6 protein-coding genes are annotated in these 18216 nt (G+C 73.0%); 2 read left to right on the forward strand and 4 right to left on the reverse strand.

Going from position 1 to position 18216, the window contains the following annotated elements:
- Nucleotides 1-133: 133 nt before the first annotated feature.
- From OG928_RS28300 to OG928_RS28310, 3 genes are all read right to left on the reverse strand, one after another.
- Nucleotides 134-1285: a hypothetical protein gene (locus tag OG928_RS28300; protein ID WP_406288832.1), complete on the reverse strand. Its 1152-nt coding sequence runs from the start codon at nt 1283-1285 to the stop codon at nt 134-136.
- An 81-nt stretch (nt 1286-1366) separates the two neighbouring features.
- Nucleotides 1367-3931 (reverse strand): right-handed parallel beta-helix repeat-containing protein, encoded by a 2565-nt coding sequence (locus tag OG928_RS28305; protein ID WP_406288834.1) that lies wholly within the window; start codon nt 3929-3931, stop codon nt 1367-1369.
- 19 nt (nt 3932-3950) lie between these two features.
- A complete protein-coding gene (locus OG928_RS28310; protein ID WP_406288836.1) occupies nt 3951-11912 on the reverse strand; it encodes a hypothetical protein in 7962 nt (2653 codons plus the stop codon).
- A gap of 182 nt (nt 11913-12094) precedes the next feature.
- On the opposite strand from OG928_RS28310, the gene OG928_RS28315 reads away from it, so the two are divergent.
- Entirely contained in the window at nt 12095-12937 is an 843-nt protein-coding gene (locus OG928_RS28315) for a hypothetical protein (RefSeq protein ID WP_406288838.1), read from the forward strand.
- A 108-nt stretch (nt 12938-13045) separates the two neighbouring features.
- Nucleotides 13046-13348 carry a hypothetical protein gene (locus OG928_RS28320; RefSeq protein WP_406288840.1) on the forward strand — a complete coding sequence of 101 codons (303 nt, stop codon included), beginning with the start codon at nt 13046-13048 and terminating at the stop codon, nt 13346-13348.
- Nucleotides 13349-13430: 82 nt separating this feature from the next.
- On the opposite strand, the gene OG928_RS28325 is transcribed toward OG928_RS28320, so the two are convergent.
- On the reverse strand, nt 13431-18092 hold the full coding sequence (locus tag OG928_RS28325; RefSeq protein WP_406288841.1) for an FtsK/SpoIIIE domain-containing protein: 4662 nt from the start codon (nt 18090-18092) through the stop codon (nt 13431-13433).
- Between the last annotated feature and the right edge of the window lie 124 nt (nt 18093-18216).

An 18216-nucleotide genomic window follows, 5' to 3' on the forward strand; every position in this document is an offset into this window, starting at 1 on the left:
ACCGCGATCGGCTCCCGCCGGCCGGTCACGCCGAGTTCGCGGGGTGAACGCGGGCGTCGGACCGGCCATGGACGGCCGGTCCGACGCCCGCTGCGGGACCGGGTTCGGGGACCCGTCCGACGCCCGCGGTCGGTCAGCGGTCGTAGCAGAGCACCCGCGCCTGGCCGGCGCCGAGATGGGCGTAGGTCTTCGTGGTGCCCACCCAGTCGAGGCCGCGGTTGACCATGCGCAGGACCACCTTGCCGTTGTTGACCGGCAGGCTCACGCCCTGGATCCAGGTGCCGCGGTGGGCGGTCTGGTCGACGGTGAAGGTCTGGCGGACCGGGGCGGAGCCGCTGTCGGTGTCGAGCACCTGGTAGAACGCCGGCTTGCCCGCCGCGTCGCGCCAGGTGGAGCCGCCCGGCACGTGGACCTGGACCGAACAGCTCTTGGCCGCGCCGACGTTCCACGCCCACACCGCCGCGACGCTCGAGTCGTCCTTGGTCGCGGAGCCGGACATCGGGATGGCCCAGAAGTCGTCGCCGCACCCGGTCGAGCCGAGGCCGCCGCTGCCGACCTTGTACCAACCCTCCTTGCCGTCGCTGTACTCGCCCTGCACGCGAAACGACGCGCCCGAGTTGGCGCAGCCCAGACCGCCGTAGCCGTTGTAGACGAGCTTGGGTCCGGCGGCCGGCGCGACGGGCGGCTTCGAGGCGGGCGCGGTGCTGCTTGGCGGCTGCGCCGGGCGGGTCGGGGACGTCGTGCCGCCCGAGCCGGGCGCGCTGCCGCCGGCGCCACCCGCGGCGGGCCCGCCGCCGGTGTTGGTGGAGCCGCCTGCGGGCGTACCGGCCCCGACCCCGCCGGCTCCACCGGCGGCGCCCGCGCCGCCGCCCCCGCCGCTCCCGGGGTAGGGCGCGCCGCCGCCCGGCACGGCGCCGATCGGCGGCCCACCCGGCTGGCCCTGCGGCACGGGCGTGCCGTCCGCGGTGACCGGGACGCCCTCGACGGGAGGCGGCTCGGTGCTGCCCGGCGTACCCCAGCCGGTGGGCGCGCCCGGCAGCGCCGCGTTCGCCGCGACGTGCGCGACGTCGCGCCGCGGCTGCGAGTTCGCGGCGGGGGCCGCGAGCAGCGGCAGGAGCAGGACGGCGCCGGTGGTCAGCGCCGTGGCGCCGCCCATCGTGCCCCACACCCGCAGACCGGGTATGGGGCCGCGGGTGGTCGGAGCGGGCCGGCGGGCGAAGGTCTCGGCGAAGCCTGCCTGGCCGGTGGCGGAACTGCCGTCGTGGTCACGGTCGTCGGCGGACACGGGGACTCCAGGGGTCGGGGGAGGGAGGGGTGCGCGGGAGGAACGGAGTGCGGAATGAGGGGCGGCGCGCGGAACGAGCGGTCACGTCGTCGAGCCGGCCAGGGACGCGGGCAGGTCCGCGACCTCCAGCGCGATCAGTTGCGCGGCGTCGGGGTTGTCCAGCTCGGCCACCCGGCCGGCCTGACGTTCCGTCATCTCCTGGAACGCCTGCCGGGCCAGCCGGCCGTTGCCGAAGCCGCCACCCCGGGTCATCCCGGCGAACAGGTCCAGCAGGTCGGTACGGGCTGCGGTGGTCAGTTCGTAGCGGTGTTGCTCGGCGTGGTGCTCGACGATCCCCACGAGCTGTTCGGCGTCGTAGTCCTCGAACAGCAGGGTCCGGGTGAACCGCGATGCCAGCCCCGGGTTGGAGGCGACGAAGCGGTCCATGTCACCCGGGTAGCCGGCGGCGATCACCACGACGTCGTCGCGGTGGTCCTCCATCAACTTCACCAGCGTCGCCACCGCCTCGGCGCCGAAGTCGTTGCCGCCCGCGAGCGGCGCCAGCGAGTACGCCTCGTCGATGAACAGCACCCCGCCGATCGCCCGGTTGAACGCGGCGGCGGTCTTGGGCCCGGTGTGCCCGACGTACTCGCCGACCAGCGCGCTGCGATCGACCTCGACCAGGTGCCCGTGACCGAGCAGGCCGAGTGCCTTGAGCAGTCGGCCGTACAGCCGGGCCACCGTGGTCTTGCCGGTGCCCGGGTTGCCCGCGAAGACCAGGTGCCGGCTCAGCGGCGGCGCGGGCAGCCCGGCCTCGACCCGGAGCCGGACCGTCTGCATCAGCTTGGCCATCGACGCGACGTCGCGCTTGACCCCTTCCAGGCCCACGAGTTCGCCCAGTTCGGCGAGCAGGTCCGCCAGGCTCTCCTCGGGTACGTCCGGCGGCGCGACCCGATCGGGGACCGGGGCCGCACTCGTGGCGGGCTGCGCCACGGGCCGTCCGCCGAGCGCGGGATCGCAGTCGTCGAACACCGGCGCGGCCTCCGGGTCCGTGCTCAGGTCGTCGGTGCAGTCGCGCAGCCGGCAGCCGCGGAACACCGGATCGGCGCCGCCGCCCACGTGCAGCGCGGCGTAGCCGGCCCCGACCACGTCGCACGCGGTGAACGTGCCGCCGGCCCGCTCGGCGACGTACAGGCCGTTCTTGCCGGGCCGTTCGATCCGCAGCCCGCGCACGGTCGGCCGCGCGCCGGTCCACACCACCAGGCCCGAACCCGCGCAGTCCGCCACGAACCCGCCGTCCACCTCGGCCCGCGACCCCTCGTCGAGCACGATGCCGGCCGCGCCCGCGCCGGTGACCCGGTTGCCGGTCAGCTCGGCGACGCCCTCGCCGCCGATCTCGATGCCGGTGCGCCCGGCGGCGCGTACCGTGCAGTCCGCGACCAGCGAACCGGTCGGCGAGGCGACCCCGATCCCGGTCGCGGTGTCGGCCACCAGGCAGCCGGTCAGTTCGGCCGAGGAGCGCCCGGCGACCGCGACGCCGGTCATCGCCGCGCCGGACACCGTGCAGTCGACGAGCTCGGCGCGTGCGGTGTCCACGGTGTGCACGCCGTGTTCGGGCGTGCCCCGCACCCGGCAGTCGGCGAGCCGGAGCACCGAGCTGCCGGCCGCGTGGATCGCGCCGAAGCCCGAGTCGAGGATCCGACAGTCGGTCAGATCGGCGCCCGCGCCCTCGGTCAGCAGCACGCCGTTGGTCGCCGAGCCCCGGACCGCGCAGCCCTGGGCGACCACCCGGGCCGTGCCGTCGAGCACGATGCCGGCCGCGGCGGCGTCCAGGATCCGACAGTCCGTCAGCTCCGCCCGGGCGCTGCCGCCGAGCCGGATGCCGGCCGCGCCCGGCGCGCTGACCCGGCTCTCGCTCGCGGCGGCCGAGGCCGCGTCCTCCAGGAGCAGCCCCACCCGCCCGCAGCCGTGCAGCACCGAGTCGGCCAAACGCAGCACCGCCCGCCCCCGGAGCCGGATCCCGGAGCCGGACGTGGCCTCCAGCCGCAGCCGCGAGACGCCCACCCGCGCGCTGCCCGACACCACGATCCCGGTGCCGTCGATCGCGCTCACCTCGACGTCCTCCACCCGGGCCCGCGCGTCCCCGGACACATGCAGGCCCGCGAGCCGCGCGCCGGTCACGCGCGTGCCGGTGAGCAGCAGCGCCGAGCTGGTGCCGCCGGCCGTCGGCGGCGCGTCCAGGTCCGGATCGACGCCCTCGTCCTCGACCCGATCGGGGCCGCCGCGCACCTCGACCCGACCGCCCAGGACCGCGCAGTCCGCCAGGATCAGGCCCGCGCCGGGACCCACGCTGACCGCCGGCGCGTCGGCGCCCGTACCGTGCACGGTCAGCCCGCGCACCGCGCAGTCCGCCGCGTCGACGGTGATCGCCGGACCCTCGCCGGTCGCGGTCAGCACCACATCGCCGCCGCCCGGTTCCGGACGCAGCGTCACCGACCGTGCCAGGACCAGCGATTCGGTGTAGTGGCCGGCCGCGATCAGCACGGTCGCGCCGGGGGCGGCGGCCCGCACGGCGTCCGCGATCCGGCGGTGCGTGCCCCGGCCCTTGGCGGCGACCCGGACGTTCGGCGGGCCGGTCGTGGTGCCTCGATGATCGATGCTGGACACCTGTGCGCTACGCACCTCTCTAGTACCAGTACGGATTGATCAGGCCGCGCAAACGCGGCAACAGCCAACTGTTGAACAGCTTCTCGCCGATCTTGAAGGCGATGTTGAGCCCGAAATCGGCCAGGCCCTGCCGGTGGAAGAACCGGCCGCCTCCGCCGCCCAACAAGAGGTTGCGGCCCATCGCGACGCTGCCGTTGCTGATCGCGCCGGACAGCGCCGCGATGCCGCCGTCCCACAGCGCGTCCACGCCGGTCAGCTTGTGGTTGAGGCCGTCGGCGCCGGTGATCCCCCACACCGCGGCGTTCATGCTGCCGTTGACCCAGCCGGTGACCGCGCCGATGCCGGTGTTGAAGGTGAAGTCGTAGGTGCCGCTGCGCCAGCGGATCGGCGTCTCGTTGCCCGCCCACTCGTTGGCCCAGGTCTTGTCGTGGTTGCCGGGGCGCCGGCTCCAGTGCTTGCCGCCGTCGATGTTGGCCAGGCCGCTCTTGGTGTCGCCGGTCCAGCGGGTGGACGCGAACTTGTTCTCGTGCACGAAGGTGCCCACGCCGGTCTTGATCCCGGCCCCCACCGCCGCGTTCGAGAACGCCTTGAGCGCGTCCTTGCCGGTGAACTCCTTGTTGTTGATCGCGGCGTTGATGCCGTTGACGGCCAGGTTCGCGGCGAACTCGATGGCGAACTCCTGGGCGAACTCCAGCGCGGCCTTCTTCACGATCACCGACGCGTAGGGCTGATAGGCGGCTTCGGCCAGGTGGATCGCGCCGGTGGGCGGGATGTTCGGCAGGCCGTTCAGCGCGGTGCGGAACCCCGTGACGTCGATGCCCAGCCGACTGTCGGTCCAGGGCATTCGCTGACCCTCACGGATCCGCCGCACCCAACCGCGCACTTCGGTCACCTGGCCGCGGAAGTCGTACTCGCTGCCGATCACCCGCCACCGGTTGAGCGAGTCGTTGATGATCACCGCTCCGCCCTCGGTGCGCCGAGCCACCAGGTGGCCGTTCACGTCGTAGCGCCGCCACTGGCCGCGCCACGCGTCCGTCTCCAGGAAGTAGAGCCGCCCCTCGGGCGTGCGCATGGCCGCCCGAGTGCGGACGACGGTGCCGTGGTCGAACTCCTTCCAGGTGGCGGTGTTCGCCGAAGTGCCCTCGTTCGGTCCGTACTCCCGCACCCGAGCCGGTGCGCCGGTGATGTGCGGTGGAGTCTCGCGGATCACCAACGTCGCGCCCGCGGTGGGCACCACCGTGTCGCGGAAGAGCAGGTTCTTGCCGTCGAGCGGGGTCGCCTGCCACGCGCCGGCGCCGTCGTCCGCCTTCGGATTCCACCAACTCCGCACCCGGTCACCGTCGTTCGCCTGCGGGACGATCTGCCCGGCCCGGTCGTACTTCTGCCACGTCCAGGTGTCGGTGCCGGGCACCCTCCACGAATCGACGTACCGGCCGTCGTCGAGCATGCGTCGCTCGCGCACCAGGTTCTTGGTGCCGTCGAAGTCCCGGAACGAGTCGTCGAACGGCAGGTTGGGATCGTCCGAACCGCGGAAGAGCACGCGCGTGCCGGACTCCTGCACGACACCGTTGGCGTCGACCCGCTCCCACGTCCAGGTCTTCGCCGTCGAGGCGCCGCGCGCGATGATCGTGACCGAGGTGTTGTCGTCGAGCAGCCAGGTGTCCCGGCGGCCGGTCACGTAGCCGTGGGCGTCGTACTCGACCCAGTCGCTGTGCGGGTTGGCGGGGTGGTGGCCGGTGGCTCCGGGAACGCTCGGCGCCGGCGTGGTGTAGTGGCGGACATTGCCGTTCGGGAAGCCCTCGCGCACCACCGCCCATTGAGTGGTGCCGTCCGCGCCCACCACCGGACGCAGGTCCTGCCAGATCGCCCCGTCCGGCCCATTGTTGGGGGTCTCCAACCGGTAGCCGACCACGTTGCCCTCGCTCCACGCGGTCGCCCCGGGCGGGGCCGAGGGGTGCGGCGTCACCGAGTCGCCGACCTTGAGCGTCGAACCATTGGGCAACTTGGTCTGCGAGCGGGCGAAACCGCCGTCGGCCAGGATGTCGAACGAGCTGCCGTCGTCGCCGACGAACCGAATGCCGCTGCTGTGCGGGACCAGGTTTCCGTCCGCGTCGAGGACCGACTTCTCCCAGGTGAACACCTGGTAGCGGGTGTCGGAGGCGAGGAAGGAGTGGGTGCCGGTGGGTTCGACCCTGTGGTTGCTCAGCCACTTGCGCGCCCACTGGGGCGGACGCTGCTCGGAGATCCGGTTCGTGGTGAACGTCGAGCCGTCCGGCTTGACCTCGTGCTTGCCGGTCTCCTTGCCCTGCGGCGAATGCTCGTCCCAGGACTCCTTGCGGATGCCGGCGTTGTCCAGCGGGTGTTCGAGGTAGTGCCGGGCGTGGTCGGTCCGGTGCATCGGACCCCACTGCTTCTGGACCACTTCCCCGGCGTGCTCGCCGGCCGTCGGCCCGTGCCGGTCGCTCCAGCCGCCGTCGCGGTGCGGGGTACGCGGACCGCTCGCCAGTTCCTGGCCCGCGCCGTCGTAGCGATGCCAGGTCCAGCCGTCGGCGCCCTTGACGCCCAGCGTGTGTCCGGCCTTGCCGCCGAACTTCTGGAGCGTGTCCCGGAATTCGCGCACCGTGATGAAATGCTCGTTGACGTCCGTGTAGCCGAAGCCGGACGTGTCGAACTTGCGCGAACCCTTGTCGACCGGGACACCGTCCGTGCCCCACTCGACCCACTTGGTGCGTTGGCTGAACGAGCCGAAGCCGTTGAGGTCGGTACGGCGGAACGCGTCGAGCGTGTTCCCGTTCGGCAGCAGTCGGCGTTCGAAGACGACGGCCTTCCCGGGGGTGTTCGACTTGAGTTGGATCCGACCGTTGGCGGCGCCGTGCAGGTCCACCGTGCCGTGTTGGAAGTCGTTCGGGGTGAAGCCCTTGCCGGGGGACTGGCCGGGGCGGAACTCCTGGCGCCAGGTGGGCGTCGGCGTGGTGTGGTCGACGATGTACCGGTGCTTGGTCAGCCGACCGTCGTCGAGCACGTTGAAGCCCTCGCGGGTGACCGTTCCGTCCAGCCGGAACTCGTGGAACTCGCCGTGGCGCGCGGTGTTCGGGTGCACGACCTCGACCCGGTAGCCGGTGTGCGCGCCGTCGGCATCCGTGAGCCGGGTGAGCTGTTGCTCCGGGGGGAGCGGGGCGCCGTGCAGGTCGGTGAGGGTATCGCCCACCACGAACCGGGTCTGGCCGGTACCGCCCAGCGCGGTGCCGCGTTCGAAGGCGCCGGTCGTGGTGTCGTACCGGACCGAGTGACCGGTGGCGGGGTCGGTGACGCGGAAGCCGTTGTCGACGGTGGTGAGGTTGCGGTCGGTGACCCGGGTGCCGTGCACGTCGGTGAGGACACGGCCGGCGTCGTCGCCGACCACGAAGCGGGCTTCGCCGGGACCGCCGACGGCGATGCCGTGTTCGGCGATCGAACCGTCGGCGAGGTAGCGGGTGCTGTGGCCGCTGATGGGTTCGGTGACCCGGAAGCCGCCGCCGGCAGGCGCGGTGACCTCGACGTCGGTGACGCGGGTGCCGTGCACGTCGGTGAGGATGTGATCGGTGTCGCCGCGGGCGACGACGAAGTGCGCCTCGCCCTCGCCGCCGAGCAGTGTGCCGCGTTCGAACGTGCCGTTGGTGGTGTCGTAGCGGACCGAGTGGCCGGTGGCGGGGTCGGTGACTCGGAAGCCGTTGTCGACGGTGGTCAGCGTGCGGTCGCCGGCCGGGGCGCCGTGCATGTCGGTGACGCCGCGCTGCGTGCCCTCGCCGACCACGAAGCGGGGTTCGCCGGGGCCGCCGAGTGCGATGCCGTGCTCGGCGACCCAGCCGTCCGCGGTGTAGCGGGTGCTGTGGCCGCCGATGGGTTCGGTGACCCGGTAGCCGCCGCCGGTGAGGGGGGTGACCTCGACGCCGGCGACGGGATTGCCGTGCGCGTCGGTGAGCACGTGGCCGGTGTCGCCGCCGACGATGAAGCGGGGCTCGCCGAGTTCGTTCAGGGCCAACCCCCGGTCGACCATGCCGCCGTTGCCGTCGTAGCGGATGGAGTGGCCGGTGGCGGGGTCGGTGACTCGGTAGCCGTTGTCGAGCTCGGTCAGGGTGTGGTTGGTGATGGGCTTGCCGTGCATGTCGGTGAGTACCGGGGGGCGGCCTTCGCGGAAGACTACGAAGTGTGCTTCGCCGGGGCCGCCGAGGGCGATGCCGTGTTCGGCGATGCTGCCGTTGCCGCGGTAGCGGGTGGTGTGGCCGCTGAGTGGTTCGGTGATGCGGTGGCCGCCGCCGTTGACGGGGGTGAGGTCGACGCCGGTGATGGGCTTGCCGTGTACGTCGGTGAGTACCGGGGGGCGGCCTTCGCGGAAGACTACGAAGTGTGCTTCGCCGGGGCCGCCGAGGGCGATGCCGTGTTCGGCGATGCTGCCGTTGCCGCGGTAGCGGGTGGTGTGGCCGCTGAGTGGTTCGGTGATGCGGTGGCCGCCGCCGTTGACGGGGGTGAGGTCGACGCCGGTGATGGGCTTGCCGTGCATGTCCGTGAGTACCGGGGGGCGGCCTTCGCGGAAGACTACGAAGTGTGCTTCGCCGGGGCCGCCGAGGGCGATGCCGTGTTCGGCGATGCTGCCGTTGCCGCGGTAGCGGGTGGTCTGGCCGCTCAGCGGTTCGGTGATGCGGTGGCCGCCGCCGTTGACCGGGGTGACGTCGACGCCGGCGACCGGATTGCCGTGTACATCGGTCAGCACGGGGCCGTGGTCGCCGGGGACGACGAAGTGGGCCTCGCCGGCGCCGCCGAGCGCGGTGCCGTGCTCGACGATGCGGCCGTCGGCGCCGTACCGGATGGACCGGCCGGTGGCCGGATCGGTGACCCGGTAGCCGTTGTCGATCGTGGCGAGGGTGTGGTCGGGGATCGCCCCGCCGTGGGCGTCGGTCAGGCCCGGAGGCCGGGCGTCGCTGTGCACCACGAAGCGGGGCGCGCCGGTGCCACGGAGCGCGATGCCCTGCTCGGCGACGGCCCCGTTGGTGTGGTAGCGGATGCTTTGGCCCGCGGCGGGGTCGGTGATCCGGTAGCCGCCCCGCACCACGGTGACGTCGACGCCGGCGACGGGGTTGCCGTGTACGTCGGTGAGGACGGGGCCGGTGCCGTTGTCGACGACGAACCGGGGCGCACCCGGCGAATGGAGCGCGACGCCTTCGTCGACGACGGTGCCGTCGTTGCCGTACCGGATGGAATGCCCGGTCGCGGGGTCGGTGACCCGGTAGCCGTCGTTCACCGTCGTGTGGATGGGCGCACCGTCGAGCCCGGTCGAGCCGGGGCCGACATGCGGGGTGATGTTCGCGGTCGGCGTCGGGACGCTCCCGGCGACCGGCGTCGTCGGCAGCGCGTGTGACCCGCCGCCGCCCATACCGTGCCCGCTGCCCCCGACCAGCCTCGGGCGCTCCACCAGGCTCTCCGCCTGCGCCTGGGCCAAGCCGCGATCGATCCGGGCCGGGTCCACGCCCAGTTGGTCCAGCCGGGTGAGCGCGGTTTCCACCTTGGTCGAGGCGTGGTCCACCGCGATCCGGGCGTCGCGCTCGAACGGGGACGGCTTGGAGGACCCGCCGGGGTGGATCTCCAGGTTGTGCAATACCTGCTGGGCCCGGCCCAGTTCGTTTCGTGCCGAGGCCAGGTCGCGCCAGGCCTCGACCCGGCCCGCCCGCAGCGGATCGTCGGCGGTGCCGAACAGCGTGCCGACTCGATCCGCGTCGCGCTTCCACAGCTGTTCCAGCTGGGTCGGGGACAGCCGGTTGGCCGGGCCGGCCAGGCCGCTGCCGGGCGGCGGGGGCGTCGGCGCGACGGCGACCGGGTTCGCGGTCGGCGTGCCGGGGCGCAGCTCGGTGCCGCCGCCCGGGCCGTGCGGCGGCGGGACCGGGGGCAGCGCGCCCGCGTCGGCGGGCGAGTCGAGGCGCAGCGGCGTCCTCGGGCCGTGGTCCAGCAGGTTGAGCGCGCTCCCGGCATGGTCCGGGACCAGCGCGGCCGGCGGCGGGCCGCCCGCGAGGGCCGTCGGGGACGGCGCGGACAGGCTCGCCGGCGTGCCGAATTCGGTCGGCCGCAGCTCGACGTGCGGGCCGGGGGTGCCGTGGCCGGGCAGACCCGGGCCGGACAGGCCGTGGTTGGTCAGGCCGGAGGTGGGCAGGCTCGGCGCGCTCAGGCCGTGGTTGGTCCCGCTCGGGTGTCCGATGCCGGTACCGCCGCCCGGGCCGCCGCCGGTGAGCAGACTCGGGGTGTTCGGGCGGTGGGTGGTACCGGTCTGCACCAGGTCCAGGGCGGACAGCGAGGTCAGGCTCGGGGTGTGGGTGACCGACGGCAGCGCGCCGGTCGTGGGCAGCCCGTGCAGCGCGGTCGCCGGCGCGTTGTTCGGGGTGAACCGGCCGATCGAGCCGACCCCCGCCACGTGCTCCACCTTGCCGGCCATCGCGGGCGTCGGCAGCTTGGCCCAGTCGCCGATCTGCATCAGCTTCATCTCGCGCATGCCGATGTCCACGAGCGCGTCCATCCGGCGCACCGCGTCCGGCGCGAACTGCATCACCTCGCCGAAGGAGGTGGGGATGTGCAGGCCGCCCGGGGAGGTGACGGTCAGATTCGTCGTCGGCAGGTCCAGGGCGTTCAACCGGAGTTCGTTCGCGCCGAACCCGGACCAGTCGCCGGCCCGGATCCGGGCCAGATCGCCCACCGGCATCTCGGGCAGCGCGCCCACCCCGTGCAGCGGCGGCGTCGGGATCTGGCTCAGGCCGCGCCCGCCCGCGGCCATCAGCGGCGCGCCATAGCGGAACTTGCCCAGCACGCCGCGCTCGTAGAAGCCGAGCTGCAACGCGCGCTTGAGGCCGAACCGGCTGATCTCGGCCGCGTCCACCGGCAGGATCAGCCGCAGCCACTTGGTGCCGCCCAGCTGGTCCTTGGCGAACTTCCAGGTGCCGACCGCGGCTCCCTTGAGCGCGCCGGGGATGCCGCGGAACAGGGCGGGCACCGCCTTGAAGCCGTTGATCACGGCCAGCCCGCCCTTGCCCAGCGTGGAGCCGACCCAGGACGGCAACTTCAGCGCCGCCGCCCCCACCCACAGGGCGCCCGACTTGATCCAGCCGCCCGCGAGCCGGGCGAAGTCCTTCAGGCCCGGGATGAACGCGAACGAGCGGAACGCGCCCGCGCCGAAGGTGCCCTTGAGGGCGCCCCACGCGGTCTTGCCGAAGCTCTTGAAGCCGTTCCAGAGGAACTTCGCGCCGTCCTTGAACAGCTTGAGCAGGTTGAGGCCCTTGGTGGTCGGCGCGATTATCCCCAGGCCGGCCAGGAACAGGTCGAGCAGCCCGGCCTTGCCGTGCGCGACGTCCACCGCGGTCTTGACGAACAGGACCAGGTTGATGCCGATCGCGAGCAGCGCGAGCGGGCCGCCCAACAGCAGCGCCGGCAGGATCAGGATGATCGCCAGCCAGTTGAACGCCTCCCAGAACAGGTCGCAGTTCGTCACCGGCTGCTTGATCCCGGTCGCCGAGCTGTTGAGCACCTTCGCGGCGGTCTCGGCCTGGGTGCGCTGGGTCGTGCCCGCGGTGCGTGCGGTCGTTCCGTATTCGGCGCGCCGCGGATCCTCCGGGGCCAGGCCCCGCCCGTTGGACAACGCGGTGTCGGCGACCCGCTGTTGGGTCTCCATCACGTCCACGTACGCGTTCAGCGCCTTGGCCGAGTTCTCGAACGCGTCGGCGATGCTCGTGACGAACTCCCGGAGCGGGCCGCTGATCTTGTCCCGCAGCGCGTCGGCGGTCTGCCCGACGAAGGCGCCCTGGCCGGTCTTGTCCAGGACCGAGCCCAACGCGTCGTCGATCTCGCGGGCGACCCGGCCCAGGCCCCCCATCGAGATGACCAGCGCGCGCAGCCGGACGGGGTCACCCGGGGTGGGATCGGTGCTCAGGCCGATCGCGTTCCAGTCAGTAGGGCGATTGCCCATGACCCGTCGTCTCCTCGCCGTACTCGCCGGACCTCGCCCGGACCACGCCGTGACCACGCCCGGGCCACCCGGTCGGTTCATCGCACCGCCGAGAAATCCATCGATGAACCGACCGGGTGGCCCGGGCGTGGTCACGGCGACGGATCCGGTCGGTGGATCCGCGATGCCCGACGGGAGCGGACGTGGTCGACTTCGCGCTGGACTACAGCACGCTGGCCGAGGCCAAGAAGGACATGTACGACCTCGCCGCCCGGATCTCGCCCACGCTCAAGTCCAGCGACTACGCGACCCTGGGCCAGGGCGGCTACAGCGACGCCCAGGCGGTGTTCGGCGACCCGACGCTGGCCGGCGCGTTCCGCAGCCTGTTCCGGCTGTCCGCGGGCCCGATGACCCGCGCCGAGGACCTGCTCAAGAAGCTCGGCGACTGCTTCGGCAAGGTCGGCGACGCGTACTTCAACGCCGACGCGCAGATCACCGAGGGCCTGGGCGTGATGGGCGCGACGATGGGCCTGGCGGAGTGGCGGAACAAGGTCGCCGCCTGGAAGTACAAGCAGGAGCACCTGGACGAGTGCAACAAGCCCGGCCCGGACGGCAGCCTGCCGGAGTTCTGCAAGGCCACCGACCCCGGCGACAAGCCGCCGCTGGACCAGGTGATCACCACGCCCGACGGCGGGCGGATCGAGACCCATCTGACCCTGGACGCGGACGGGAACGTGATCAAGGAGGAGACCAAGGTGGTCAGCAACGGCCAGACCTACACCTCGGTCACCACCTACGACTCCAGCCGGCTGAACTACACCACCGTGTCCACCGGGCCCGACGGCGGCGTGACCACCACCGAGACGCATCTGAACCCGAACGGCGGCGGCACGCAGACGGTGGTCGACTCCGAGGGCAAGAAGCACACCTACGCGCGCGCCGACGGCAAGCACGAGTGGGTGGACACCACGCCCCCGCCGCCGGAGACGCCGGCTCCGCCCGGTGGCGGCGGTGGCGGTGGTGGCCGCGGCCCCCGACGCGAGTGAGCCCGCTCGACTCCCGCTCCCATCGAGCCCCCGACTGCCCGACCCCCGCATCACCCGACCCGGTTCGCCGCGCCCCCGCGGTGAGCCCGATCTCCACTGGAGGAACCCATGGCCGCCGATATCGCACTCGACTTCACCCGGATCGACGAGGTCGCCGGCAAGCTCACGAAGGCACGTGAGACGATCACGCCGATGATCAAGACCCTGCTCACCGACGTGAACGGTCTGCTCGACAACGGCATGGTCTTCAAGGAGTCGAGCCCGGCCATGCGCGACGCGTACGCGAAGTTCGACACCAGCCTGACCGCCGCCATCGACGGCATCCAGATCTTCTCCGACATGTTCGCCAAGATCCGTACGCAGATGCACGAGATGGACGTCGAGATGGCGAAGAACCTGAAGAAGAACTGAGCCTTCGCCCGGCACGGTTCGGGCCGCTTCCCCACCGGGGAAAGCGGCCCGAACTCGTTTGTCCGACAGGGGAGTCGGCCCGCTATTCGGCCGGCCGCAACACCGTCAGCGGCACCTGCACCGCCATCGGCACACTGCCCGGGCCGGCGGTCCACCCCCGGCCGGGTACGGGCGGCGCCGAGCGCACCACGTTCGTCGGCAGTCGCACGCCGACCATGTCGCCCTCCTGCATGTTCTTCGGTGCGAGCAGGATGCCGTTCCGGCTGCCGCGCCGGGCCGCGGTGAGCCAACTGCCCATCGCCACCTGGAGGGCGTCGTACGAACCCGCGTACAGCAGTCCCTGTCCGCGGTCGCGACCCGCGATCGCCAGGTCGCGCAGGACCCGGTCGGCGGCGGGCATCCCGAGCAGTTCGGCGTCGTCGACGACCACCACGCGCGGGCCGGACAACGCCTCCAGGGCACGTTCGACGTCCTCGGCGGAAGGGTCCTCGTCGGTCAACAGGCGCACCTGCGGATGTTGCGCCAGCCCGCGCAGCGGCGATTCGCGCGGGGTCAGCACGACCAGCGAGGTGCCGCCCGCGAGCAGCGACACCGACAACGACGCGAGGGTGGTGCTGCGTCCGGTCCCGGAGGGCCCGATCACGCAGAACACCGACCTGGCGGCGAAGTCCACCCCGAGCGGCTCCGCGCTGTCGCCGCCGATGCCGAGCAGCCCCCACATCGGGCGACGTACCTCGGCCGGCACCCGCTCGTACGCGGCGGCGAACTCGACCACGCGCGGCAGCGTCGGGATCCGTACCGGCATCCGGTCGCGCGGCACCCCGGCGTCGCGGCGGCTCGCCTCGACGCCGATCCGGCGCAGCGCCTCGGCCTGTTCCTGCCCGCTCGGGTCGGCCGCGAGCAACGCGACCTGGCTCTCCGTCTGGGACAACACATGCCAGCCGCGCCCGGGCGAGATCACCGCCGGCACCTTGCGCAGCGGCATGCCCACCATCTGGTAGTCGGTCCGGTCGGCTTGGCGCAGCAGCAGTTTGTGGTCGTTGTGCGCGGCCAACCGACCGCTGAGCAGCGCCCGTTCGGAAGTCGCCACGATGTGGATGCCGGCCGCCGCGCCCTCGCGCAGCAGGCGCATCACGTCGTCCACGAGCCGGCCGCCGTCGTGGTCGTCGAGCAGTCCGACCAGCGCGTCCCAGCCATCGAGCAGGACCACGATGTGCGCGGGCCGCTCGGCCGCCGGAAGCATCCGGCGCAACTCCACCAGTCCGGCGGCGTTGTGCGTACTGCACCGTTCCTGACGCTCGGTCAACTCGCGCACCAGGCGGCCCAGCAGCCGCCCCATGCGTTCCATGTCGTGCCGCGAGACCACCGCGCCGCAGTGCGGCAGCGTCTCCAGGGCGGCCAGTCCGCCGCCGCCCGCGTCGATCCCGTACAGGTGCACGTCGGCGCAACTCGCCGTGGCCGCAGCGGCGCCCGCGAGGGTGCGCAGCACCTGGGTGCGGCCCGAACGCGGCGAGCCGATCACGTACAGGTGGCCGAACGTGGCCAGGTCCATCGTGGTCACCCGCTGCTCCTGGAGTTGCGGGACGTCCTCCAGGGCGTAGGGGATGGGCGGCGGGCTGGTGTCGGGCGCGCCGGTGTCGGCCCGCTCCACCGGCGGCAGGTCGTCCAGCAGCACCCGTTCGGCCAGTGCCGGCAACCAGGGGCTGGGCTGCGGGGTGTAGTCCGGCAGCGTCTCGGCGGCCTCGCGCAGGGCCAGGACCAGGGCGTTGAGGTCGGTGGGGTTGGGCGCGTCCACGGTGTCCGGACCGTCGTCGGCCACCGGCAGCGACGCGGGACGTCCGAGGCCGGTCAGGGTCAGCTCGGTGGCGCGGACCGTGCGGGTCGCGCCGGGCTTGGGCCCGGCGCCGGGTATCGGTCGTTCGGCGCCCACCCACGCGGCCTGGAACGGGACCGCCGCGTTCGGGCCGGTGCGGATCAGCGCCCGGCCCGGGGTGCCGGCCGAGATGTGCACGGCCTCGGCGGTGTCGATGATGTCCTGGCTCTCGCCCGCGTCGGTCACTCGCAGGGCGATCCGCAGGTTGGTGTTCGCGCGGATGTCGCCGGTGACCACCCCGGCCGGTCGCTGGGTGGCCAGCACCAGGTGGATGCCGAGCGAGCGGCCGCGCTGGGCGATGTTGATCAGCCCCGCGACGAACTCGGGCACCTCGCGGACCAGGGTGGCGAACTCGTCGATCACCAGGATCAGTCGGGGTAGTGGGGTCAGCGTGGGGTCGGCGGTGCGCTTGCCCCGGTACTCGGGGTGGTCCTTGGCCCCGACCTCGGCCAACAGGTGTTCGCGGCGCCGCAGTTCCGCGCCGAGCGAGTCGAGCGCCCGGGCGGCGAGGTGTTCGTCCAGGTCGGTGACCATGCCGAGGGTGTGCGGAAGTTCGGCGCATTCGCTGAACGCGCTGCCGCCCTTGTAGTCGACCAGGACGAAGGTCAGCTCGTCGGGTCGGTTGGCCACCGCGAGCGCCGCGACGAAGCTTTGCAGCAACTCGGACTTGCCGGAGCCGGTGGTGCCGGCGATCAGGCCGTGCGGGCCGTCGCGCACCAGGTCGATCCGCAGCGGTCCGTCGTATCCGGCGCCCAGGGTGAACGTGGTCGAGGCCGGCCGCCGGGCCCAACGGGCCAGGAACGTCTCCGCGTTCGGCGGTTCGGCGTCGACCAGGCCGAGCAGTTTGACGGTCTGCGGCAGGCCGCTGTCGTGCTCCGGGCTGACGTCGCGCAGCGGCGCGAGCGCGCGGGCGACCTGTTCGCACCACTGCGCGTCCACGTGGTCGGCCCGGACGTCCACGAGGTCGGGCAGACCGGTCTGGCGGACCGTCAGATGGTGTTTGCCGGCCAGGACGACGGCCGCGCACTCCTCGGGCAGCAGGCGCTCGCGCTCGTCCAGACAGACGCTGAACACCCGGGCCGCGGGGCCGTCGGTGAGCACCTGGATCATGCCGGGCACCTCGCGCAACTGCCGGGCGCCGTCCGCGATCACCAGGATGTCGGGGCCGCTGAACATGGCCTGCCCCATCGACGAGCTCATGCTGCGCTGCCGGCTCTGGATCTGCGCGACCAGTTCGGAGATCCGATTGCCGGTGGATTCCGGGTCGCCGCCCAGGAGGGCGACGGGCGCGGCCGAACGCGACTGTGGGCGCAGGTGCGGCAACCACCGTACCCAGGCCCAGTCGGCGACCCGGTCGGGGTCGGTGAGCACCACGACGCGCAGGTCGCGGGGGCTGTGCAGGACGGCGGCCTGGATCACCAGCCACCGAGCCAGTGCCTGGATCGGTTCGATCGGGCCGGCCACGCCGAGCACGCCGTGGTCGGCGATCTCGATGCCGATCGGGGTGTCGGGCAGGGTCCAGCGGGCCATCCGGTGATGCTCGTCCCGGGCCGGATCCTCGACCTCCTTGACGGAGGGCTGATCGACCGTGCCGATGCGCAGGACCAGGTGGTCGGCGTCGCGCCGGCGCCGCTCCCACAGCCGGCTGCCCGGGCCGGTCGCGATCAGCGCGATCGCGGCCGGGTCGGGGCCGACCTCGCCCCGGACGATCCGTTCGCGCCGCACGGCGGTGCGGATGTCGGCGTGCAGGACGCGCAACCGGCGTCGGTAGTGGACCCCGTCGAGTCGGTGCTTGGCCCGGTTGCCTCGGCGACCGGAGATCCAGTTCGCGATCGCCATGAACGGGCTCATGATGCAGAAGACGAGATAGAAGTACGACTGGAAGAACCCGACCATCGCCAGGCCCATGACCAGCGGGGCGATCATCACCAGCAGGGGGAACGGCAACCGGGGCGGCTCGGTCGGCGGCGAGGGCAGTCGGATCTTCTCCGCGTCCAGGTGCGGGGCGATCCGGGGCGGCCGGTTGTAGTCGAGGCCGATGCCGTCCTCGGAGGGGGTGATGTCGGCGTCCGCCTCGACCGGGCGGGACAGCCGGAGCAGCGACGGGCCGACGACCAGGTCGCCGTCGTGCGGCCAGGCCGTGCCCGGCGGCGCGGGGGCCCGGAGCACGGGCCGGTCGGGCGGGGCGATCCGGGCGCTCTCGCGCTCGACCCTGCGGTCCGCCTCGCGCTCGTCCTCCAGGACGCGTTCCTCGTGCTTGCGGGGCATTGCCGCGGCGGCGGTGATCGCGTCGGTGGGCGGCGGCGCGACCTCCCGGCCGTGCACCGCGCCGTCGTCGGGAACGGTGCGATGCCAGTACGCGGTGCCGTCCTGACAGACCGTCACCCACAGGCCCCGGGGCGGTACGCCGGGGACGGGCAGTCGGATCGCGCAGCCGTCGTCGGCGCCGATCTCGTGGCTGCCGGGGCCCAGCGGCCAGATTCGGCCGGTGGTCGGGCCCGATACGGCGTGCACCTCGACCAGGACCTGGGGGTCGAGGGCGAACGGTGGGGCGCGGACCAGGTCGGGCTCGGCGGGGGCGGCGCCGAGGCCGAGGACACTGCCTTCGCGGATGCCGGAGACGCTCAGGGGGGCCTGGGGGTCGAGCGGGGCCGCGTCGGTGTACAGCGTGGGGGTAGTCGGCGGGGCGGTGCCGTCGAGGAACGCGGCGAGGTCGGCGGGGGCGGCCGGGTCCGTGGGGGCGGCGCGGGTTCGTGCGGGGCGTTGGACGGCGGTGGCGAGGTCGGCCACGGTGCTGCCTGGCGGCAGGTCCAGGAGGTGGTCGCGGCGGAGGCCGTCGGTGGTGTCCACGGTGGTGACGGTGAGTCTCACGCTGTCGTTGCTCCTGGGGGGCGGGGGGTTGGGGTGACCTGCCGTCGGCTTTGTCCTCAAACGCCGGACGGGCTTGGGGGGTTGTCCTCAAGCGCCGGACGGGCTTGGTCGGTTGGGTTCTTGG

Origin of the sequence: Embleya sp. NBC_00896, from assembly GCF_045207785.1 — a bacterium.
Taxonomy (GTDB): domain Bacteria; phylum Actinomycetota; class Actinomycetes; order Streptomycetales; family Streptomycetaceae; genus Embleya.